This is a genomic window from Dickeya zeae NCPPB 2538, assembly GCF_000406165.1.
GTDB lineage: Bacteria > Pseudomonadota > Gammaproteobacteria > Enterobacterales > Enterobacteriaceae > Dickeya > Dickeya zeae.
This window is the reverse complement of record NZ_CM001977.1, coordinates 1,547,774-1,568,328: the sequence shown is the minus strand read 5'-3', so window position 1 is coordinate 1,568,328 and position 20,555 is coordinate 1,547,774. Positions and strand designations below refer to the sequence as shown.

At 56.1% G+C, this 20,555-nt stretch carries 20 protein-coding genes and 1 pseudogene; 7 read left to right on the top strand and 14 right to left on the bottom strand.

The window, feature by feature from the left end:
- Nucleotides 1-344: 344 nt before the first annotated feature.
- Nucleotides 345-614: a hypothetical protein gene (locus DZE2538_RS21455; RefSeq protein WP_050568659.1), complete on the top strand. Its 270-nt coding sequence runs from the start codon at nucleotides 345-347 to the stop codon at nucleotides 612-614.
- On the opposite strand, the gene DZE2538_RS06885 is transcribed toward DZE2538_RS21455, so the two are convergent.
- From DZE2538_RS06885 to DZE2538_RS06875, 3 genes are all read right to left on the bottom strand, one after another.
- Complete coding sequence (locus DZE2538_RS06885; protein ID WP_038915938.1) at nucleotides 611-946, bottom strand: CcdB family protein; 336 nt, start codon at nucleotides 944-946, stop codon at nucleotides 611-613. The two genes, DZE2538_RS21455 and DZE2538_RS06885, sit on opposite strands and share 4 nt — an antisense overlap.
- Nucleotides 927-1,163 carry a type II toxin-antitoxin system CcdA family antitoxin gene (locus DZE2538_RS06880; protein ID WP_038915937.1) on the bottom strand — a complete coding sequence of 79 codons (237 nt, stop codon included), beginning with the start codon at nucleotides 1,161-1,163 and terminating at the stop codon, nucleotides 927-929. The genes DZE2538_RS06885 and DZE2538_RS06880 overlap by 20 nt, the downstream gene beginning before the upstream one ends.
- Nucleotides 1,164-1,305: 142 nt before the next feature.
- Complete coding sequence (locus DZE2538_RS06875; RefSeq protein WP_038915936.1) at nucleotides 1,306-2,217, bottom strand: LysR substrate-binding domain-containing protein; 912 nt, start codon at nucleotides 2,215-2,217, stop codon at nucleotides 1,306-1,308.
- 122 nt (nucleotides 2,218-2,339) lie between these two features.
- Between DZE2538_RS06875 and DZE2538_RS06870 the strand changes: the two genes are divergently transcribed.
- From DZE2538_RS06870 to thrH, 3 genes are read left to right on the top strand one after another with little or no spacing between them, the layout of a single operon-like run.
- Nucleotides 2,340-3,116, top strand: a complete 777-nt coding sequence (locus DZE2538_RS06870; RefSeq protein WP_038915935.1) for a 2OG-Fe dioxygenase family protein — start codon at nucleotides 2,340-2,342, stop codon at nucleotides 3,114-3,116.
- Nucleotides 3,117-3,172: 56 nt separating this feature from the next.
- Nucleotides 3,173-3,790, top strand: a complete 618-nt coding sequence (locus tag DZE2538_RS06865) for a LysE family translocator (protein ID WP_038915934.1) — start codon at nucleotides 3,173-3,175, stop codon at nucleotides 3,788-3,790.
- A gap of 14 nt (nucleotides 3,791-3,804) precedes the next feature.
- The gene (thrH, locus tag DZE2538_RS06860) at nucleotides 3,805-4,449 is read left to right on the top strand and encodes a bifunctional phosphoserine phosphatase/homoserine phosphotransferase ThrH (protein WP_019844783.1); all 645 of its coding nucleotides are present in this window, start codon (nucleotides 3,805-3,807) and stop codon (nucleotides 4,447-4,449) included.
- A gap of 170 nt (nucleotides 4,450-4,619) precedes the next feature.
- Here thrH and DZE2538_RS06855 read toward each other — a convergent pair.
- The 5 genes and pseudogenes from DZE2538_RS06855 to DZE2538_RS06835 all read right to left on the bottom strand — a co-directional run.
- Nucleotides 4,620-4,796 (bottom strand): annotated as a pseudogene (locus DZE2538_RS06855) (zincin-like metallopeptidase domain-containing protein); the annotation flags it as partial.
- Nucleotides 4,797-4,882: 86 nt separating this feature from the next.
- Nucleotides 4,883-5,884, bottom strand: a complete 1,002-nt coding sequence (locus DZE2538_RS06850) for an NADP-dependent oxidoreductase (RefSeq protein ID WP_038913604.1) — start codon at nucleotides 5,882-5,884, stop codon at nucleotides 4,883-4,885.
- A 188-nt stretch (nucleotides 5,885-6,072) separates the two neighbouring features.
- The gene (gene acuI / locus DZE2538_RS06845; protein ID WP_201765540.1) at nucleotides 6,073-7,065 is read right to left on the bottom strand and encodes an acrylyl-CoA reductase (NADPH); all 993 of its coding nucleotides are present in this window, start codon (nucleotides 7,063-7,065) and stop codon (nucleotides 6,073-6,075) included.
- A 176-nt stretch (nucleotides 7,066-7,241) separates the two neighbouring features.
- Nucleotides 7,242-8,054, bottom strand: a complete 813-nt coding sequence (locus DZE2538_RS06840; RefSeq protein WP_038915932.1) for an oxidoreductase — start codon at nucleotides 8,052-8,054, stop codon at nucleotides 7,242-7,244.
- Nucleotides 8,055-8,162: 108 nt separating this feature from the next.
- Nucleotides 8,163-8,948 (bottom strand): SDR family NAD(P)-dependent oxidoreductase, encoded by a 786-nt coding sequence (locus DZE2538_RS06835; protein WP_019844778.1) that lies wholly within the window; start codon nucleotides 8,946-8,948, stop codon nucleotides 8,163-8,165.
- 213 nt (nucleotides 8,949-9,161) lie between these two features.
- Here DZE2538_RS06835 and DZE2538_RS06830 point away from each other — a divergent pair, with 213 nt between their 5' ends.
- The 3 genes from DZE2538_RS06830 to DZE2538_RS06820 all read left to right on the top strand — a co-directional run bounded on the left by DZE2538_RS06830 (nucleotide 9,162) and on the right by DZE2538_RS06820 (nucleotide 12,269).
- Nucleotides 9,162-9,770, top strand: a complete 609-nt coding sequence (locus DZE2538_RS06830; RefSeq protein WP_023639391.1) for a TetR/AcrR family transcriptional regulator — start codon at nucleotides 9,162-9,164, stop codon at nucleotides 9,768-9,770.
- Between the two features lie 57 nt (nucleotides 9,771-9,827).
- Complete coding sequence (locus DZE2538_RS06825) at nucleotides 9,828-10,832, top strand: aldo/keto reductase (protein WP_023639390.1); 1,005 nt, start codon at nucleotides 9,828-9,830, stop codon at nucleotides 10,830-10,832.
- A gap of 165 nt (nucleotides 10,833-10,997) precedes the next feature.
- Nucleotides 10,998-12,269, top strand: a complete 1,272-nt coding sequence (locus tag DZE2538_RS06820) for an MFS transporter (protein WP_236617006.1) — start codon at nucleotides 10,998-11,000, stop codon at nucleotides 12,267-12,269.
- A 210-nt stretch (nucleotides 12,270-12,479) separates the two neighbouring features.
- Here DZE2538_RS06820 and DZE2538_RS06815 read toward each other — a convergent pair whose 3' ends face one another.
- The 6 genes from DZE2538_RS06815 to DZE2538_RS06790 form a co-directional block, all read right to left on the bottom strand.
- Nucleotides 12,480-13,286, bottom strand: coding sequence for an SDR family NAD(P)-dependent oxidoreductase (locus DZE2538_RS06815; protein WP_038915931.1), 807 nt, complete (start codon nucleotides 13,284-13,286; stop codon nucleotides 12,480-12,482).
- A gap of 101 nt (nucleotides 13,287-13,387) precedes the next feature.
- Nucleotides 13,388-14,674 carry a beta-ketoacyl-ACP synthase II gene (gene fabF / locus DZE2538_RS06810; RefSeq protein WP_038915930.1) on the bottom strand — a complete coding sequence of 429 codons (1,287 nt, stop codon included), beginning with the start codon at nucleotides 14,672-14,674 and terminating at the stop codon, nucleotides 13,388-13,390.
- Nucleotides 14,675-14,718: 44 nt separating this feature from the next.
- Nucleotides 14,719-15,525, bottom strand: coding sequence for an oxidoreductase (locus DZE2538_RS06805; RefSeq protein ID WP_038915929.1), 807 nt, complete (start codon nucleotides 15,523-15,525; stop codon nucleotides 14,719-14,721).
- Between the two features lie 43 nt (nucleotides 15,526-15,568).
- Nucleotides 15,569-18,634 carry an efflux RND transporter permease subunit gene (locus tag DZE2538_RS06800; protein WP_038915928.1) on the bottom strand — a complete coding sequence of 1,022 codons (3,066 nt, stop codon included), beginning with the start codon at nucleotides 18,632-18,634 and terminating at the stop codon, nucleotides 15,569-15,571.
- Nucleotides 18,631-19,746 (bottom strand): efflux RND transporter periplasmic adaptor subunit, encoded by a 1,116-nt coding sequence (locus DZE2538_RS06795; RefSeq protein ID WP_019844771.1) that lies wholly within the window; start codon nucleotides 19,744-19,746, stop codon nucleotides 18,631-18,633. The genes DZE2538_RS06800 and DZE2538_RS06795 overlap by 4 nt, the downstream gene beginning before the upstream one ends.
- A 93-nt stretch (nucleotides 19,747-19,839) precedes the next feature.
- Complete coding sequence (locus tag DZE2538_RS06790) at nucleotides 19,840-20,457, bottom strand: TetR/AcrR family transcriptional regulator (RefSeq protein ID WP_019844770.1); 618 nt, start codon at nucleotides 20,455-20,457, stop codon at nucleotides 19,840-19,842.
- Nucleotides 20,458-20,555: the final 98 nt, after the last annotated feature.

Sequence of the window (20,555 nt, the reverse complement as noted above, 5' to 3'; positions counted from 1 at the left end):
AACCGAGGTATGAAATGTCCGTGTCTGGCACAGAGCAGGCTGCCAAGTTTTTCCTCGGTACAGTTCCACTATCGGGACAGGATCAACAATGCCCTTATAGATATGATCATAAACATGTCGAGGTTTGCTCACACCAAATTTATATAATCTGCAACTATTGGTGGTCATTCTGGTGGTCTTGACAGAAATTGAATTCAGGTTTAGCTTATTTATTAACCAGTTAACGGCAAAGGCGATCCCAGTCAGAGGAGCCAAATTTAGAAAATCCCGCTTAAGGCAACTTAAGCGGGATTTTTGCTTTTTAGCATTGTATTCAATACGTTCACGTGAAGAATACCGCCAGGATGAACAACCCTATCTTTTCGGTTATCGGGCACCAGCCAGTCACGGAACTGAAGCCTCGCCATCTCATCGTTCTGCTGAAAGGCATCGAGAAAAAAGGCGTTGTATTTATGCGGACGACAAAACCAAAACCGCGCTCATCAGCGCTGTTTGGCCGTATCAGAATGCGGGTAAGGAACGGTATTCCGGTTCCGTTTGATGCCAAAAACCGGGAGAGGTTTCTGTTTCGCACGATAGACGAACTGGAGCAGGCTCCCGACAGCCACGGCTAAATGCCGTCGATGAGGAAATCGATGGCGGCCTTTACCTGATTACGGTACTGCGACGCATCACAAAATACCGCCCCCAGCGCCTGTACAGGAATACTTGCCAGCTCGTGGGTCATTACGGCGTATTCTTTACCATCCGTCAGCCTGACGACAGGGACAAGGCGATCCGGTCGGCGGCCTGCCGGGTACTTTTCAACAGGGAGTAACGGGATCACTATCCGGCGATTCAACTGCCCAATAATGTCGCTTGTGACATCGAGCAACAGCGGGTAAATGGTGCTTTTCCCAGTATTACCGTATACGGTGAATGCATGGTTAAAACGTCCGGTATTCATCGCTGAAACAGCTGTGCTCATCATGAAAACGGTTTAATGCGTCGATGGCCTCCCTGTTCTCTTCCTGCCATTTTTTCGCTTCATGACGGCGAAGCTCTGCATCCAGGGCGGCTGTCAGAGTAGCACTCAGGTTAATGCCCGCTTCACGCGCCCGGAGCAGTAAGGCACGCTCGACCGTCATGGTCACGCTCTGCGTGTTACGTTGTTTCGCGGTCATGATTGCTCTCCTGTATGAGATACGTGTGCATTACACGGCACAATACACTTATCATAACACCAACAACAGGTCCGGCTACCGTTGCCGTCCTGCAAACGTCACCGTCAGCCGTTGCTCCTACCCAGCTAATGTGGACACAGCTCTAAGCGAGGTTATGGTTTTCAGTCTGGGAATATAGGGGCAATGCCACCGAGAGGCTTGACGCTGCCTCAGCCATGAGCCATTTTTTGAACCGTACGCACTTTTCATTCTGACTCAGGGCCTTTGGCGACAGCAGACAATAGCTGGAACCATCGCGAATAAAACCGTAAGGAGCATATAGCTGCCCACTTTCCAGTTCGTCCTGCACCATCAGGAACGAAACCATAGCCATCCCCAAGCCAGATGCCGCTGCCTGAACACACAGATAGAAATGTTCGTAGTCCACGCGGATGCTGCCTTTCGTTGAAATACCCGACAGGCGTTGCCAGGCCGACCATGCTTTCGGCCGGGTTCCGGAGTGCAGCAATCGCACACCGTCAAGGCGCACCTTGGATCCCTCCTTTGCACGGGTTACCGGCCCCATCCACTCATCACAGATTTTCTCGGCATGAACATCCTGATCCCAATGGAAGTCATCGCGACGTAATGCCATATCGACCCCGGACCTGGCGAAATCAATCGGTCCACCGGCAGCCACAAGATGTAGGCTAATATCAGGGTTTGCACTATGAAACGCGGGAAGCCGGGGAATCAGCCATTTCATGGCGATGGTCGGCTCACAGGACAGCACAATCACATCTTCCCGCGCCGACTGCTGCAATCGATACACGGCACCTTCAAGTTGTTCAAACACCGAAGTGGTTGTCGCATGTAATAAGCGCCCGGCCGCGTTCAGGAAAATCGCTCTGTTCCGCCGTTCGAACAACTCGACACCCAGAGCCTCTTCCAAAAGCCGTACCTGCCGACTGACGGCACCATGTGTCACATGCAGTTGTTCAGCCGCTTTCACAAAGCTGCCGGTTTGAGCTGCCGCTTCAAAAAAGCGGAATGAGGCCAACGACGGAAGTTTCATATACACGATGAAATTTGACAGATTCCCTTCAAGATAAATCGCTTTTCTCTCCGGTGCAAGCACTCAATAATTCAATCTCAACTGCACAAAAACAAACGAAAAAATAAATATTGGGGTAATAAATGGAGATATTATCGTCTGAAAAAAGCATTGTTGAGCCAAAGTTGAAACAGACTGCAAGTCATAATCGCATCAACAATCTGTGCAAAATCATCGCCAAAAAAGATTACATCATACTGCCATCCGAAATGACCCAGTCGCTGCTCTCCGCTGAGGATGAGGACATACTGGACGACTGGACCGAATTCCAGGAGAGCTGGAACCGACTGGAACAAGACCAGTTCATGAAAGACGGTGGGACGTATCGGTTTCGGCGCCACGGGGTCTACAGCGCCACATCGACCTCAGGCGTTCAGATTGAACCACCACAACCCCACTATCAGAGCGTCACATACAACACCCTTAACGGCGGTGTTGCCCGGCATTTCGCCCCCATTGAGCCGTCGATTGCTTCAGGGAGGATTTTGATGTCGGCGCTGGAACTGTGCCGAGCCACATTTAACAACCTGGCGCCTTTCTACGATTGGCATATTGAGGTTCATCAGTTCCGGATCGTCTCTACCAGTGCGGAAGCATTGCCCACTCCAGAAGGCATCCACCGTGACGGTGTAAGCTTCGTATTCATGATGCTGGTCAACCGCGTCAACGTACTGAATGGTGAGACTGGCATCTACGACAGAGATCGCCAGAAGCTGGCCCGCTATACGCTGTCAGTACCTCTCGACGCAGCTATCGTCAACGACGAACGCACCATGCATGGCGTGACGCCGATCCTTGCAAGCGATCTCACCCAACAGGGTTATCGCGATGTCCTCGTCATCACCTTCAACAAGCGCTGACACCGTCTGTGGAGCGGCCAGATCGTTCCACAGCATTCCAATGGAGTTTTAAAACGATGAACGAACTGATTGCAGTAGCCACCATCACAATTCTGGCCGTTATCAGTCCAGGCCCCGATTTCGCGATGGTCACCCGAAACAGTTATGCCTTCGGAGCACGTACCGGCCTAATTTCTGCGTTTGGTATTGCCTGCGGCGTACAGATCCATGTGATGTATACGGTACTGGGTATCGCCGTAGTCATCGTCAACTCGCCCCTGCTGTTCATGGCAATGAAGGTCCTGGGTGCCTCTTACCTGATCTACCTCGGGTACAAATCGCTGACCAACAAAGCAGTGCTCAAACTGGGAGAGGCCTCCAGCTCTGCGCCATCTACATTGGCGGCTTTCCGCATGGGCTTCCTGACCAACGCACTCAATCCAAAAACAATGCTTTTCGTTGTCGCGACCTATACCCAGGTTGTCCATGCGGACAGTCCGATGAGCCACAACTTCGCCTACGGCCTGTTCATGTCGGTATCTCACTGGATCTGGTTCAGCATCGTTGCGCTGTTCTTCGCATCCCCAGCCATGCGCCGTCGTTTGCTCGAACACCAGCTTACTGTCGACAAGTTCATTGGCGTTGCCCTGATCGTGCTCGGTACATCTCTGGCTTTTACCAATGTCAGCGCCTGATGAAGGAGGAGGATATGATGAAAATTGCCTGTATTGATCTCGAAGGTGTTCTGATTCCAGAATTGTGGCCACAGATAGCGCAAGCCAGCGGTATCGAAGCACTGTCCATCACAACGCGGGAGGAACCCGACTACCCCGCACTGATGCGCTGGCGTATCGATCATCTCCGAAAAAACGGCCTACGCCTGAGGGACGTGCAAGCGATGATCGCGAAAACCCAGACTTATCCCGATGCGGTTGCATTCCTCCAACAACTCACACAACAACGAGGCTACCGGGTCCACATTGTCTCGGATTGTTTCTACGAACTGGCTGGCACATTACTTGATGCCCTTGGCTCACCAGAGTCATTCTGCCACTCGCTGGAGACAGATGCGGACGGCTGGATAACCGGATGTGCGTGGGCTGATCGAAATGGCAAGGAGGAACACATATCCCGCTTACTGGAGCAGGGTTGCCACGTTCTAGCCGCAGGTGACGCCTTCAACGATCTTGCCATGCTACGCCTTGCGCACAACGGCTTTCTGGTTCGCCCGTCGCAGGCGACAATGACGGCCGCCCAGGACATGACTGTGGTGGAACACCTGTACGAAATCATCGAGGCCATCGGTGCCGTGGAGCCGTCATCGGACAGACGCATATCGCGGTCCGGGCGATAGTCCCATAAACAATATGGACTCGCCTCCAAGCCAGAGAGATATTCATTCCACTGTGAGGTTAAGGTTGTTGGTACTCGCGTCGCTACGTGCCGCCTCAGCCTGAGCCTCACTGTGTTACCAGTTAAAAAACCATGAAGACCGTATTCTCTGGCAGTTTTCCTGTCCCGGCTTCAGATTTTATCCATCAGATAACGATGCGCTTTCGATGCCGTGCTGGCGGCTTTGAAAATATAGCGCTTGCCGTTCTTCAGTGCTTTCAGCCAGGAAGCGATATAGCTTTCATGCTTAACCTCTCCGGCAATCCCCAGATCCGCCATCAGGAATGCACTTCCCAGCTCGGCGATCAACGTCGTGCTCAGTAAGAATGCCTCTATCATGGAGTAACACGACTCAGAGAGAGGACCTTTATCAGATTAGGCCCTGATTGAAACACTTATTTGAGCTGAACGACGACCTTGCCCTTGGCGCGTCCCTGAGCAAGATAGTCAAGCGCATCCTTGGCTTGGTCGAACGGAAAGACCTTATCAATGACGGGATGAATCTGTTCAGACTGAAGTAAGTCGCCAATTTCAGATAATTGACGCCCATCAGAACGCACGAACAGAAATGAGTAGGTGATATCGCGTTTATCCGCAAGACGCATGATCTTGCGGCTCATCAAGCTGAAGAGGAACTTTAGAACGACGTTCAGTCGGCGAGAGCTGGCAAACGCAGCATCCAGCGGCCCGACCAGAGAAATAATCTTGCCTCCCGGTTTAAGGATGTCGATGGATTTTTTGATCTCATCTCCCCTGAGAGTACCCAGCACCATGTCATAACCATGCAGCACGTTATCGAACGCCTGCGTCTTATAGTCAATCACCTCATCCGCACCCAGGCTGCTGACCCATTGAACATTGCCTGTGCTGGTCGTCGTTGCGACTTTTGCACCCATGTGTTTTGCCAACTGGATTGCGAAAGTGCCGATACCGCCAGCCCCGGCAGGGATGAATACTTTTTGCCCTTTCCGAACGTTCGCCCGCTCTTTTAGGGCTTGCCAGGAGGTCAACCCGACCATTGGAATCGAGGCTGCTTGCACGAAGTTCAGATTGGTCGGCTTTAGTGCGGCAACATTCTCTGGCACGACAGCGAATTCGGCGAGTGATCCCAAACCGAGATCGAACAGGCTGGCAAAAATAGCATCACCCGGTTTGAAACGGGTCACGCGGCTACCTACCTCTTTCACCACTCCGGCCAAATCGCTTCCCATCGTGGCCGGGAGTGGGAACTTAAGGATAGGTTTGAACATGCCTGTTGGAATCATGTTGTCGATCGGATTCAACCCCACCGCGTAAACCTCAACGAGCAATTCGTCAGGCTTTAGCGTGGGATAGGGAACCTCGGCGAATCCAATCTCGGGCGATTTGCCATAGCGTTTGAATGTGAGTGCTTTCATGTGATTCGAATTCCTGTGTTGATTAATTGATGCGATGTGGCAGAGGTTCGAAAGAAATCCACCCCATGCTCAGGGTTGGAGATGCTCAGGATGAGAGAATGGCTTTGTTGTTCAAGGGGCGTCTGATGATCGTGGTCCGTACCGACGGCGACCGAACACTCCCCCCCTTGAATCTTTAGGCTATCCCATCAGACATTGACGTCCACGACGGTGCGACCACGCACCTGCCCGTGAAGCATAGGCCCAACAAGATCCACCACATCGGTCAACCCGATGACCTGCGTGGCATGTGCAAGTTTACCCAGATCCAGATCAGTCGCCAGACGTTCCCATGCCTGCAACCGTACGTCCTGCGGCGCATTAACTGAATCGATACCAGCCAGAGTCACATTGCGTAGAATAAACGGCAGCACAGAACCAGGCAGATCAGCCCCCTGTGCAAGCCCGAAAGCCGCCACTGCGCCGCGATAACGCGTTTGCGCCAGCACATTGGCGAGCGTGTGACTCCCCACGGAGTCGATCGCACCGGCCCAACGCTCTTTACCGATTGGTGCGCCAGGTTCGGACAGCGTGCGACGCTCAATGACCTCGGCAGCGCCTAATTCGCGTAAGTATCCGGCTTCCTCCAAACGCCCGGTCGAGGCCACAACCCGATACCCCAGTTTGGACAACAGGATGACAGCCACCGAACCCGCGCCGCCACCAGCGCCTGTCACCAACACGTCCCCCTTGTCCGGCGTCACGCCCGCATGCTCCAACGCGAGTACGGACAGCATCGCGGTGTATCCAGCCGTGCCGATAGCCATGGCATCTCGCGTCGAAAAAACATCGGGCAATTTGACCAGCCAGTCACCCTTGACGCGCGCCTTCTGCGCCAGGCCACCATGGTGGGTCTGGCTCAGGCCCCAACCGTTGGCGACAACACGATCACCAACGTTGAACCCTGGGTGCGACGAGGACTCGACGACCCCTGAAAAGTCAATGCCAGGAATCAATGGAAACTGATGGATTATCGGCGCTTGACCGCTGATGGCCATTGCATCCTTGTAGTTCACCGTTGAATAGTCGATAGCGACACTGACGTCACCCGGCATGAGGTCGGCTGCATCAAAATCGACGAGCGTTGTTGAAATTTCGCCGCCGGTCTTGGTGGTCAACAGCGCGTTAAAAGTTATGCTCATTTTTACTCCGTGGTGATAAATTTCGTAGATAAGTCAGCATATTGAGGGAAAAAGGGCTCTGGATACTCAATTTATCGTACAGGCAAGAGGCCCCTGCACTGCCCTCGACATCATGCCGGACGGTGCGACGTCACCGACTAGATGTATTCATAGCGTGGCCCATCGATTGGCATGAGTTAACCCAGACCAAATTGCTTGTGCAGCATCTTGTCGAAGAAACCACGCGGAAGAAATCGCCGGGCGAAAGCCCCCTGACGTGCTACCTTGCCCGAGGGGTAACGCAGACGAGGTGTTTTATCGTTTGCTGCCAACACGATAGTTTCGGCCACGCTATCAGCGCTATCCGCTACGGACATGGCGCTCTCGTAGGCGACAAGGTATTTCTGGCGGCTCCAATCATAGGCAGAAAGAGGCTTATCGGATGGGGTAGCGCTTGAGTCAAATGACGTTCGTGTGACGCCCGGTTGGATAACCGCAACGCGTACCCCAAACTCGCGCACTTCATGGTCAAGAGATTCGGAATACCCTTCAATTGCATGCTTAGTCGCCGAGTAATGCGCGTTGTAAGGTGCCGGAATAATCCCCAACCCCGACCCGACATTCAAGATGCGACCACTGCCTTGCTTTCGCATGGTGGGTAAAACGGCATTGGTCACCCTGACGACGCCAAGTACGTTGGTGTCAAACAGCGCACGTACCTGTGCAATAGAGCTCTCTTCCGCTGCCGCAGGGCTAAGGCCGAAGCCCGCATTATTGACCAGCAGATCGATGCGTCCTTCCAGGCGCAGCAGTTCATCGACGGCGGCGGCGACAGATTCATCGTCCGTCACATCCATCGCCAGCAGAGAAAACGTGCGCAGACCGGCCTGAGCGCCCTGCCTGCTCGTGCCATAGACCCGATAGCCAGCCGTTACAAGCTTGTCGGCAGTGGCTCTCCCGATACCCGATGAGGCCCCGGTAACGAGGGCTACGCGTCTCTCTCTTTTCATTCAATGCTCCTAATCATTCTTACAAATTGCTGTCCGACCTCTGGGTGGCGGAGTGTGCCGCGCGACGCAACAGACGTGTGGGGCTAGTAAATGCGCTGCTTTCGATACTTATTGGGGACGATAGCGTTCCGCTGCATGCGCCTGTCGGAGATCCGACATTAAACTTTGGCGCGCCGCATCCAACGAATCCCAACGTTCAGCGACATGAAGCGGTGGAATAGTGACCAACTCACGGCGATCGAAACCCACCAGCGCTGCATCGACAAGCTCATCCACTTCCATCACTTCAGGCAGCGTATTGATGTCAATACCGGCACGCTCCCAGATTTCCGTGCGGGTCGCTGCAGGTAACACGGCTTGCACATAGACACCATGAGGTGAAAGCTCCAAATGCAAGCCCTGTGACAGAAAGAGTACGAAGGCTTTGGTGGCACCGTAAATTGAAGCACCTAACTCGGGAGCAAAGCCGACGACCGAACCAATATTGACAATGGTGCCACTGCCAGACTGTACGAATCGCGGGGCAACCGCAGCGGCGAGCCGTGTTAGTGCCGTGGTGTTGAGTGCAATCAGGTTTTCGATACTCACCGCTGTCTGCTGCACAAAGCTACCCGTCTGAGCCATCCCCGCGTTGTTGATCAGAATGCTGATGCGGCTGTCATCACGCAGACGGGCTTCGAGGGCGGCAAGATCGGCAGACTGCGTCAGATCAGCCTGCAATACCTCAACGGCGATATCGAACTCCTCTTTCAGACGTGCAGCCAATGTGTTCAGCCGCGTTTCGTCGCGGGCGACAAGTACGAGATCGTGACCACGACGGGCAAAACGCGCGGCATAGGTGGCACCGATGCCACTGGAAGCCCCCGTGATGAGGACTGTTGCAGGTTTGGTCATTATTTTATTCCTTTGAATGAGTGATGTGAGTTGGCGCGTTCAGCCGCCGCACAGGCCGAAAAACATTTTCTCGGTCGTGTCATTTCAGTTCCTGGTGTTGTAAGCGAATTCAATGATGACAATCATAATCTAAACTGTCAATATTTTGATTACGGTCATAATCAATGTATAGTGAAGCTATTCCTTAAAGCATGAACTCACAATGGAACGGATATGAAGGTCACCAAAGCACAAGCGCAGGCAAACCGGGCACACATTGTTGAAACGGCATCAACCCTGTTTCGGGAGCGCGGTTACGATGGGATTGGTGTGGCCGATCTCATGGCGGAGGCAGGCTTCACCCACGGCGGCTTCTACAAACATTTCCGCTCTAAGGCTGATCTGATGGTGGAATCGGCCGCGTGCGGCCTGGCTCAGACCGCAGAACTGTCGGCTGGCTCGGACATATCGGCGCTCGTACGGGGTTATCTCTCACGTGAGCATCGCGACGCCCGTTCAACAGGCTGCACGATAGCGGCGCTAAGTGGGGATGCCGCACGCCAACCGCAAGCCGTTCGGGCGGCATTTGCCGCCGGTATCGAGAATGTGCTGGCCGCACTGAGTCAAGCCAACACGATGCCTGACGCACCAGACGCTAACGCTGTGCGATCCCACTACCTTGACATACTGGCGCATGCCCTTGGTGCCATCGTCATGTCGCGCGCCTGTCCAGACGACTCACCACTGGCTGATGAAATCTTGATGGTTTGCCGCGACAAGATCCTCGCGTCACTGAACACGGCAGATCCTGAGGATGCGTCAGCGAACGAACACAACGGTTGATGGCTGTTACAGCCGTCAACATCTATCCGACCTGCATTTTTATCAACGGAGCAGCACATGAAATACACCGCTTTTGGTAAGACCGGTCTTCGCGTCTCTCAGGTCGCTTTGGGTACGGGTAACTTCGGCACCGGCTGGGGACATGGCGCTGACCCTGAAGCCGCAGAGGCCATCTTCAACGCTTATGCCGAGGCTGGCGGCAACTTTATCGATACGGCGGACATCTATCAGTTCGGCCAGTCCGAAGAACTTCTCGGCTCGCTTCTGAAAGGACGGCGTGAGGATTTCGTTCTCGCGACCAAGTTCACCGACGGTGCCATGCCGAATGCAAACCGGTTGGTGACAGGCAATAGCCGCAAGGCACTGGTCGCCTCCGTAGAGGCGAGCCTCAAACGTCTCAAGACTGACCGGATCGACATCTACTGGGCGCATCGTCCTGATGACATCACCCCCATCGACGAACTCATCCGTGGTTTTGAGGACCTCGCGCGCGCAGGCAAGATTCTCTATGCTGGCCTGTCGAATTTCTCGGCCTGGCGTCTTGCCCGTGCGGTCACGCTGGCGGAATTGACCCGCGCAGTCCCCATCGCAGCGGCACAGTTTGAACACAGCCTGGTCCACCGCGAGCCAGAGGCAGACCTCTTTCCTGCTTCGCTCGCACTGGGTCTTGGCATCGTGACCTGGTCGCCGCTGGGGGGCGGCATGTTAACGGGCAAGTACCGACAAGGCGAAAAAGGACGCGCTGAAGGTTTTGGTGGACGAGCATTCCAGCCGGAAAACTCCACACATCGGACACAGATTCTCGACACGGTATTGGCTATTGCCAATGAACACGGTGTGAGTGCCAGTCAAGTCGCCATCGCCTGGGCGGGTACGCATGGTGCCGTACCGATCATCGGTCCACGTTCACAGGCCCAACTCAGCGATAACCTTGGGGCGCTGACACTAGCCCTATCAGACGAACAACTCCATCGCCTCGACACCGTGAGCAACATCGCCTCCTCAGCACCGGCGAGGTCCCCGATTCCTTGGGCCACCAGCCTCACTCGGGTCGTCGCTTAAGCTGAGCGAAACCGATGGGGCAAGAACCAATAGGCCCCCCCAAAGAGCGCATCAACGTATAACCACGCGATTCTGCGTGGTTATCCATGCATGCGACGTCTTCACGTCACGGTAGCTTTCGCCATGACATTGCCACGGCCGCAAAAGATCATTCGGAAGATGTACATGAAAAATGAGCTTCCCTCATCCACGTTAGCACAAGCACCGATCAGACCGCCCCACTACCCGATCTGGGCGGTATTGCTGGCTGCAGCCGGTGCGTTTGCATTCACCATGGGTGTGCGCAATACGATGGGGCTATACCTGTCATCATTGAACGCGGCCACAGGCTTAGGGATCACGGACATCAGCCTGGCCTTCGCTTTCGGACAACTATGGTGGGGAATAACGCAACCTTTCGCGGGTGCCATTGCAGACCGCATTGGCGCAGGGCGTGTGATTGTCATTGGCGTGATATTGATTGCTATCGGTACGACAGTGACACCGTTCATGCACTCTACCCTCGGCCTGATTATCAGCCTTGGTGTATTGGCCGCCGGAGGGGCTGGCATGGCAGGTCCTTCCGTTCTGATGGCAGCAAGCGCAAGGCTGGTGCCAACGCACAAACGAGGATTGGCTACAGGTATTGTCAATGCTGGTGGTTCTCTCGGGCAATTAGCCATGGCTCCCATCGCAATCGGCTTGACAACATCCTTGGGTTGGGCGCAATCCATGCAGTGGCTGGGTGTCCTGGTGCTATTGGCACTCCCTGCCGCATGGGTGCTCAAAGGTAACGCCAACGCAATAGCAACAACCTCTGCAATCGCATCAGACTCAGCGATGCCTACAGCACGTCATGCTCTGGCCCACGCGCTGGCAACACCGAGCTATTGCTTCCTCGCGGCAGGCTTTCTGGTCTGTGGGTTCCATGTCGCATTCCTTGCTACGCATCTACCCGGCATGGTCGAGAGTTGCGGTATGCCTCCAGCGATTGCAGGCTGGTCACTGGCGCTGATTGGCCTGTTCAATATCATAGGCAGTCTCACCATGGGCTGGGCCGTGGGGCGCTGGCGCATGAAGTCGTTGCTTTCATTGCTGTATGCGACCAGAGGCCTGGCCGTTCTGGCATTCCTGCTGGTCCCCAAAACACCGATTATCATGCTTCTGTTTTCAGCGGTGATGGGGGTGACTTTTCTGTCAACAGTACCGCCTACAGCCGGGCTCGTCGCAAAAATGTTCGGACCAGCCAATATGGCAATGCTCTTCGGCGTTCTAATGCTTGCGCACCAGATCGGCGGTTTCCTCGGCGCTTATCTCGGTGGACTGGCTTTCCAGGCAACGGGCAACTATGACTGGGTCTGGTACATCGACATTGCGTTAGCAACAGGCGCGGCGCTCATCCATTTTCCGATTCGCGAGGTATCACCGGCGACTCACTCAGCGACAGAGTCAGCCTGAGGACTCCCCAGGAACTGTCACAATCCTAATACGCATGGCATGAGCAGCAGCGACTACAGAAACGCTGCGGGCACGGGAAGTGCATAAAGCGCTTATCGAGTGGGCGGAATGAAGGCGTAAACCTTCGGCGACAAACCCGATGAAAGAATAAGGCTGAGCGTGAAATGCTGCTTCACGCTCAAGCCACCAAGGGGGTTAACTGTCTTGAGTTTAGGCTCCGGTGCCTATATCTCCCCAGGCTTCCCATGTTTTGAGCCGCTCGGCATAAACATACGGGATAACCTGGCTGGCAAGCGGGCCAAAGAAGATGCGCAGCGGCGGGTCTTCGGCATCAACCACTTTCAGCAGCGCCGGGCCAACGATATCAGGGTCGGCTATCGGCATAGAAGAGAAACTGGCGTTAAACGCATCACGCACACCGCTGTAAGACTCCAACGGTGAGGCGTAAACCGCGGATACGGAAAAATCGGTGCTGAACGGGCCGGGTTCGACAATCGTTACGTTAATGCCGAAAGCGGCAACTTCCTGGGATAACGCATCGGCAAAGGCTTCGACAGACGCTTTAGACGCGCTGTAGATGCCGGTTGTCGGGAAGGAAGCGAGGCCGAGCAGGCTGGATAACATGATGATATGGCCGCTGCCCTGAGCGCGCAGGTAGGGCAACGCAGCCTGTGTCACCCACAGCGTACCCAGCACGTTGGTCTCGAATTGGGTGCGTACCTCTTGCTCGCTCATCTCCTCGATCATACCAAAAACGCCATAACCGGCATTGTTGACGACGACATCCAGCCGTCCGAAGTGCGCGTGAGCCTGACTGATAGCGTCGGTTACGGCCGACTTATCGGTCACATCCAGCGATAACGGTAAAACCGCGCTGCCATAAGCCACAACCAAATCGGCTAGCGACTCGATAGTCCGAGCGGCTGCGACAACTTTATCGCCACGCTGCAGTGCCGCTTCAACAAAGCGGCGGCCAAAGCCGCGAGAGGCTCCGGTGATAAACCAAATTTTACTCATAGCAATGTCCCTTGATGTTGACGCAGTAATAACGTGAGAACACGAGGCGGAGCACGTTGTGCCAGCGCTTAGCCTGATGATATTGCCTCGACGCTCGCTTCTTAATCCGCCTCCCAGCGACGAAACAGCACGCTGGCGTTCACCCCGCCGAACCCAAATCCATTCGACAGGGCATACTGCATCGGCATTGCTCGTGCCGTTGTCGTTACCAGATCAAGGCCGTCGGCCAGCTCATCCGGATGGGTTAGGTTGAGGGTTGGGGGTACGATTTGATCGCGCAGCGCCAGAACCGTGAAAATGGCCTCGATACCGCCGGCCGCTCCCAGTAAATGACCGGTACTGGATTTGGTGGATGTGATCGCAACGCTGGAGTCAGTTCCGAACACCGCGCGAATGGCGCTCAGTTCTCCCCGATCGCCGACGGGTGTAGAGGTAGCATGTGCGTTAATGTGCTGAACCTCGCCGGGAGCGATGCCTGCTTGTCGCAGTGCTTGCTGCATCGCGCGTTGAGCGCCGTTGCCATCTTCCGGACCGGCCGTCAGATGGTAGGCATCAGCGCTGGTGCCGTAGCCGACCAACTCCGCCAACGGACGTGCGCCGCGCGCCAGTGCGTGGTCGAGGGATTCAATGACCAACAGTCCCGCGCCTTCAGCCATCACAAAGCCGTCTCGGTCTCTGTCAAAGGGGCGGGAGGCTTCCTGAGGGCGATCATTGAATGCGGTTGACAGCGCTCGGGCGGCCGCAAAGCACCCGAGAGTGACGCGGTGTAATGCCGCCTCGGTGCCGCCGCATAAGGCAACGTCCGCTTCGCCGCTGCGTATCAGCCGTGCCGCATCGCCGATAGCTTGCACGCCCGCCGCGCAGGCGGTGACCGGCGCGCCAATCGGTCCGTTGAAGCCATGCGCAATAGAAACATGTCCGGCCGCCATATTGGCGAGGAAAGAAGGGGCGGTAAATGGCGACAGCCTACGCGGTCCGCGCTCATCGGTGGTACGCACCGCCTCGGCGATGGCACCGAACCCGCCGATACCGGAAGCAATAATCGTGGCTGTTCGCTCACGTTGAGACGCTTCGGCAGGGTTCCATCTCGCCTGAGAGAGCGCTTCTTTAGCGGCCATTAACGCAAACTCAATGAAACGATCCATTTTCTTGCGTTCTTTGGGCGCAATAACCTCCCCGGCGTCATAACCCGCCAGCGGATCGTCCTGTCGATCCGGCACCTGCCCGCCGATCAACGTGCCGGTCCCCTCGGTAAACTCGGCAGGTAACGTTCGAATACCTGATTGTCCGGCCAGCAGGCGAGACCAGACGTTTTCGGTGCCACATCCCAATGGCCCGACAATACCGGTTCCTGTCACGACGATACGTGTAGCGTTTCCCGTACTCATGGCGTATTACCTCTAACATGCTTACATAAGCGCTAAATCAATGGTCAATTGAGCCCGAAGGTTTTACGCAAACTGGAATCAACCGGGCCGGCAGGCATAAAACGGCGCAGTTTGCGTAGCAGAGAGGCTTGCCCTGACGGTGTGCGGCGCATCTGCCACGGTCCCAGAGCGGCATCGACAATCGTGCCAGCCACCCCTTCAGGGGCGGGGGCGCTTTTGACGCTGTTGACGATGGCGCGTGATGCCTGTTCGCGCTCGCGATCGTAGCTGTCGAGTTTGGTACTGGTCTGCGGCGCGTTGATATCCAGATTGGTGCGGGTGAAAGAGGGTTCCACCAGCGTGACGCGGATACCAAACTGGCGGACTTCATGATCCAGACTTTCCGTGAGTCCTTCCACCGCATGTTTGGACGCGGAGTACAACCCCATGTACGGCGCCGGGAGGAAACCGAGCACCGAACTGACGTTGACGATCCGCCCGCTACCCTGCGCGCGCATGAGTGGCAGCACCGCCTGCACCGTGCGCAAAATACTGAACACGTTGGTCTCGAACAGAGCGACGGCTTCAGCCGTTGAGGTCTCTTCCACCGCGCCGACTAAGCTCGTTCCCGCGTTATTGATAAGCACATCAATGCGTTGGGCCCGCGCCACGATCGACTGAATGCCGCGCTGTACGGCGTCGTCGTCACGCACATCCATTTCGATCAATTCCACACCGGGCAAGCCCTTCGCCGTATTGATGTTGCGCACGGTGCCGAAGACCTTACAGCCCTGACTGGCAAATTTCTGTGCGACGGCACGACCTATGCCTGACGAGACGCCGGTAACCACCACAACCTTTTGTTCTGACATAGTAAGTCCTCTCAAATTAGATAATTAATGGTCAGTGGACAGATCACGCATGGCGAACCGCCTTGATCTTGAACCAGATGGAATACATGGCCGGTAAGAACACCAGCGTCAGGATTGTCCCGGCCAACGTGCCGCCGATCAGCGTGTAGGCCAGGGTTCCCCAGAACACCGAATGGGTGAGCGGGATGAACGCCAGAATCGCCGCCAGCGCCGTCAGCAGTACCGGTCGGGCTCGCTGTACAGTGGCTTCGACAACCGCACGGAACGGATCCAACCCCTCCTGTTCGTTGTGGTGGATCTGTCCAATCAGTATCAGCGTGTTACGCATCAGGATCCCTGACAACGCAATCAGGCCAACCAGCGCGTTGATGCCGAATGGCTGCTGGAACAGCAGCAGAGTTGGCACCACGCCGATCAACCCCAGCGGACTGGTGGCGAACACCATGATCATGGCGGCGATTGAGCGCACCTGCAGAATGATGATGAGAAGCGTGAGGGCGATCATGATCGGGAACAGCGGCAGCATGGCTTGGGTCGCCTTGGCGGATTCCTCGATTGAGCCAGCCTGCTCTATCCGATAACCAGCCGGAAGGCGCGCGATGATTGGTTGCAACTGGGTCATGATGGCGGTGGAAACATCCGGCGGTTGCAGCCCTTCAGCGATGTCACCGCGCACCGTGATGGTCGGCGTGCGGTCACGGCGGCGTAGGATCGGGTCTTCCATGCGGATATCGACCGACCCTACCTGAGACAACGGGATGCGCTGCCCGGCGGAACCGACCAATGTAAAGTCGGCGATCCTGGCGGGATCAAGGCGGATATCACCCGCCGCACGGCCGACAACCTGCACCGAACGAATATCTTCACGCACGTCGGTCAGCGGGGTACCGCTCAGCAGGAATTGCAGTTGCAGGGACACCGAGTTGGTGGTCAGCCCTACCGCCTGGAGCCGGTCCTGGTTGAGCGTGAAGTGTAAGGTCGGAACACGCGGTCCCCAATCCGTATTGACGGTGCGCATCATCGGGCTGGCGTTCATAACGGTTTTGATTTCATCGGCGATGGCGCGCAGTTTGTCCGGATCCGGCCCCATGACGCGATAGGCGACGGGGAACGGCGACGGCGGGCCAAACACGATCTGAGTGACGCGTACCTGCGCCTCCGGCGCTAAGCCGCCAGCTATCGCCTCGCGCAACCTGAACTTGAGGGCTTCACGCTCTTTGTCGTTACCTGCCAGCACCACAATTTTGGCGAACGACGGATCGGGCAATTCAGGTGACATAGCGAGGAAGAAACGCGGCGCCCCCTGGCCGATGTAAGACGTAACAATCCGCGCTTCTTGCTGCTGCGACAGCCAGGCTTCGACTTTCGCGGTGGCGGCGCTGGTTTGCTCGATCGAGGTGCCGTACGGCATCTGCACTTCAACCAACACTTCTGGCCGGTCGGATGTCGGGAAGAACTGTTTCTTGACGGCCCCCATGCCAAGCACCGATACCACGAACAACGTGATGACCGCACCAGCGACGATCCATTTGCGGGCAATGACGAAACCCAGTACTTTTCGAAAACGGTTGTAGTGGCGGGTGTTGTAGATGGCGTCGTGTCCGCCCTCGACCTGCCTGATATCCGGCAGCATTTTCACCCCCAGATAAGGGGTAAACGCCACTGCCACCACCCAGGATGCGATCAGCGCAATACCGACTATCCAGAACATGTTGCTGGTGTATTCACCGGCGGTGGATCGGGCGAACCCGTTCGGCATAAAGCCGATGGCAGTGACCAGCGTACCGGAAAGCATCGGGGCCGCCGTGTGGCTCCAGGCATAGGCCGATGCTTTGATGCGGCTATACCCTTCTTCCATTTTCACCACCATCATTTCGATGGCGATGATGGCATCATCTACCAGCAAGCCCAGCGCCAGAATCAGCGAACCCAGCGTGATGCGGTCAAAATTTTTGCCCGTGGCGGCCATGATGACGAACACCGCCGCCAGCGTCAGCGGCACCGCCGCGGCGACCACGATACCAACGCGCCAGCCCATGCTGATAAAACACACCACCATCACGACCAGCAACGCGACGAAGAATTTGACCATGAACTCATCGACCGCCGAACTGATGTTGACGGCCTGGTCGGTCACCTTGCTCAAGGTCATGCCCAGGGGAAGCGCTGCGTTGATGCTGGTGACTTCCGCTTCAAGCGCCTGGCCGAGTTTCAGCCCGTTCCAGTCGTCTCGCATCACGACGCCCAGCAACAGCGCCGGTTCACCGTTGCTGCGGACCATGAAGGTCGAGGGGTCTTCATAACCGCGCTCGACGGTGGCCACATCCGCTAACTTCAGTGTCCGTCCCTGTGCCACGATAGGGGTCTGGCGGATTTTCTCCAGGTTATCGAACGCGCCATCGACGCGCACAAACACCTGCGGTCCTTTGGTCTCGATGGAGCCCGCCGGGGTCAGCACGTTCTGGTTATTGAGCGCGGCGAAAATATCCTGCGGCGTGACGCCCAGCGTCGCCAGACGGTCGTGGGAGAACGAAACGAAAATGCGCTCAGGCTGCTCGCCGATGATATTGACCTTCTTCACCCCGGGAACGTGCAGCAGTTGCTGGCGCAAGGCTTCCGCATCCCGCACCAACAGCCGCTGCGGTTCGCCTTTGGCTTTGAGCGCAAACAGCGCGAACGTCACGTCGGCATATTCGTCGTTGATGAGGGGGCCGATAACGCCAGCAGGCAATTTTTTGGCTTCATCCCCCATCTTTTTACGCGCCTGATAAAACTCCTCCTGCACCTCCGAAGGTGGCGCGCTATCAAGCAGAGAAAGCATGGTGACAGCCAGACCAGGGCGGGTGTAGGTTTCCGCGCGGTCGTACCAGCGCAACTCCTGCAGGCGTTTTTCCAGTGGTTCGGCGACCTGATCCTGCATCTCCTGCGCCGTCGCTCCCGGCCAGGCGGTGATGATCGTCATCTGCTTGATGGTAAACGGTGGATCTTCCGCGCGTCCAAGCTGAAAAAACGCGAGGATACCGGCGACAGAGATCAGGAAGATCAGAAACAGCGTAATGGCACGTTCGCGTACCGCGAGCGCCGACAGATTGAAACGGCCTTCACTCATGGACGGCCTCCCGCAGTAGCCGTCGTGGCGGCAACCTCAGCAATACGCACCGCTTCGCCTTCGTGCAGCAGGTGCGCGCCGAGTGCGACGATCTGTTCACCTTGTTGTATCTGGCCGGTGACACGGGCAGTGTCGTCGCTCATCGTCTGAATGACGACCGGACGCCAGGTTACCGTCGCCGGTTCGCCGTGGATAACCCATATACCCGGCCCCTTACCTGCGTCAAACAGGGCGGCCAGCGGCACTTGCAGGCTGCCCTGCGTCGCGGATTGCGGGTCGGGGATGCGGATCATCACCGTGGTTCCCAACGGGGCATTAGCCTGCTCGCCTTGCAGTACATAACGTGCCTCGAATGTGCGCGTCAGCTTGTCCGCCGTGTTGGAGAGTTGTCGCAGAGTGGCCGGGGTGCCAGCGCCTGCCTGACCAAAGCGTGTTGCCAGTGCGATTGAACCGAGCGCGGGACGCAACGTTTCCGGTAACTGGATAACCGCTTCGCGCTGCCCGGCCTGCGCCAGACGTACGACGGTTTGCCCGGCGCTGACCACCTGCCCCGGTTCGGCCAGCGTGTCCATCACAATACCGTCACTGTCAGCGACAAGTACCGCATAGCGGTTAGCGTTTCGGGCCACATCAGCCTGAGCCTGAGCGGCGCTGAGCTGGGCTTTAGCCGAGTCTGCCGCGGCTTTCACCTGATCGTAAGCGGATGACGATATCGCGCCGGTTCCACGCAGGTCACGGTAGCGGGCTTCATCTTCGGCGGTTTGTAGCGCCCTGGCGCGGGCAGCGACGACGGCTTCCTGCTGTGCACGAGCGGCGAGCTCCAGATCGGCAGGGTCAAGCCGCATCAGCGGTTGACCGCGTTTAACGGCTTGCCCGGTATCGACCAGCCGTTCCAGCACTTTGCCGGAGACCCGGAACCCTAAATCACTCTCTATTCTGGCAGCGACCGTTCCGGTAAACGTCCGTGATGCAACCTCTGACCCCTGTAGTGTTACTGAACGTACCAGTGGTGCCTGCGTTCGCGGGTCGGAGGGCGTTTTTTCGCCGCAAGCGGCCAGGGCAAGCGGCAATGCGCAGATGACTGCAAATGAAAGGAGGCGGCGACGAGCCATAGTGTAGAGTCCCCTTGACGGATTAATCAGGTGACCCATCTTCAATCAAGTGACCATTTTAGTCAATAGTCACAAATCATGTTCACTGTTGAACTATGGCGATAAGCTACGCAGTATCAGGCTGGACAGCTGTGCCGGCGCTTTATCGGCATAATCGAAACTGTACTGCAATATCAGCGGGTTGAGATAAGGTCGCATGACGAGATAAATCGCTGCTGCCGTTTCATCAAGCGGCGTTTTTCGTTCAAAATCCCCGCTCTGCCGCCCTTCCAGCAAAATATCATGCAGCAGGGTCTGGATGCGTTCTTCATAGGCGATCGCCGACTGCCAGCGCTCGCTAGCGGAGGAGGCGGCAATTTCATACAGCTTTCGGTCCTGAAAGAACAAACGCAGGCTGGCTTCGACGGCAGCTTTAAACATTTGTCGTAATTTTTCCGGCGGCTGAGCGGCTTCTTCAATGGCGGCGCGAATTTCTGTCTCGATCTCTCGCAGGCAGTTGGCACAAATCATCTCGCCAATCACCTGCTTGGATGAGAAGAACTTGTAAATGTAGGCCTTGGAAAAACCGATGGCTTTGGCCAGGTCGGAAACCGTGGTTTTTTCATAGCCATAAAGTCTGAAATGTTCAGTCGCGGCGCTCACTATCTGATCCCGTACATCATGATCAGCCGGGCCCCGGTTCGACACGGGATAAGGGTTTTCTTTACTCATGGTCTGCAACTTGCCCCTGATGTAATACACAGGGAGAAGTTTACCCCCTGACCTTCTCGTTGACAACGAGTGACTATTTTGTAATATGGTCACAAGTC

Coding starts and splice junctions, on each gene's coding strand:
- DZE2538_RS21455 (WP_050568659.1), top strand. CDS start 345: ATGAACAACCCTATCTTTTCGGTTATCGGGCACCAGCCAGTCACGGAA.
- DZE2538_RS06885 (WP_038915938.1), bottom strand. CDS start 946: ATGAATACCGGACGTTTTAACCATGCATTCACCGTATACGGTAATACT.
- DZE2538_RS06880 (WP_038915937.1), bottom strand. CDS start 1,163: ATGACCGCGAAACAACGTAACACGCAGAGCGTGACCATGACGGTCGAG.
- DZE2538_RS06875 (WP_038915936.1), bottom strand. CDS start 2,217: ATGAAACTTCCGTCGTTGGCCTCATTCCGCTTTTTTGAAGCGGCAGCT.
- DZE2538_RS06870 (WP_038915935.1), top strand. CDS start 2,340: ATGGAGATATTATCGTCTGAAAAAAGCATTGTTGAGCCAAAGTTGAAA.
- DZE2538_RS06865 (WP_038915934.1), top strand. CDS start 3,173: ATGAACGAACTGATTGCAGTAGCCACCATCACAATTCTGGCCGTTATC.
- thrH (WP_019844783.1), top strand. CDS start 3,805: ATGATGAAAATTGCCTGTATTGATCTCGAAGGTGTTCTGATTCCAGAA.
- DZE2538_RS06850 (WP_038913604.1), bottom strand. CDS start 5,884: ATGAAAGCACTCACATTCAAACGCTATGGCAAATCGCCCGAGATTGGA.
- acuI (WP_201765540.1), bottom strand. CDS start 7,065: ATGAGCATAACTTTTAACGCGCTGTTGACCACCAAGACCGGCGGCGAA.
- DZE2538_RS06840 (WP_038915932.1), bottom strand. CDS start 8,054: ATGAAAAGAGAGAGACGCGTAGCCCTCGTTACCGGGGCCTCATCGGGT.
- DZE2538_RS06835 (WP_019844778.1), bottom strand. CDS start 8,948: ATGACCAAACCTGCAACAGTCCTCATCACGGGGGCTTCCAGTGGCATC.
- DZE2538_RS06830 (WP_023639391.1), top strand. CDS start 9,162: ATGAAGGTCACCAAAGCACAAGCGCAGGCAAACCGGGCACACATTGTT.
- DZE2538_RS06825 (WP_023639390.1), top strand. CDS start 9,828: ATGAAATACACCGCTTTTGGTAAGACCGGTCTTCGCGTCTCTCAGGTC.
- DZE2538_RS06820 (WP_236617006.1), top strand. CDS start 10,998: ATGAAAAATGAGCTTCCCTCATCCACGTTAGCACAAGCACCGATCAGA.
- DZE2538_RS06815 (WP_038915931.1), bottom strand. CDS start 13,286: ATGAGTAAAATTTGGTTTATCACCGGAGCCTCTCGCGGCTTTGGCCGC.
- fabF (WP_038915930.1), bottom strand. CDS start 14,674: ATGAGTACGGGAAACGCTACACGTATCGTCGTGACAGGAACCGGTATT.
- DZE2538_RS06805 (WP_038915929.1), bottom strand. CDS start 15,525: ATGTCAGAACAAAAGGTTGTGGTGGTTACCGGCGTCTCGTCAGGCATA.
- DZE2538_RS06800 (WP_038915928.1), bottom strand. CDS start 18,634: ATGAGTGAAGGCCGTTTCAATCTGTCGGCGCTCGCGGTACGCGAACGT.
- DZE2538_RS06795 (WP_019844771.1), bottom strand. CDS start 19,746: ATGGCTCGTCGCCGCCTCCTTTCATTTGCAGTCATCTGCGCATTGCCG.
- DZE2538_RS06790 (WP_019844770.1), bottom strand. CDS start 20,457: ATGAGTAAAGAAAACCCTTATCCCGTGTCGAACCGGGGCCCGGCTGAT.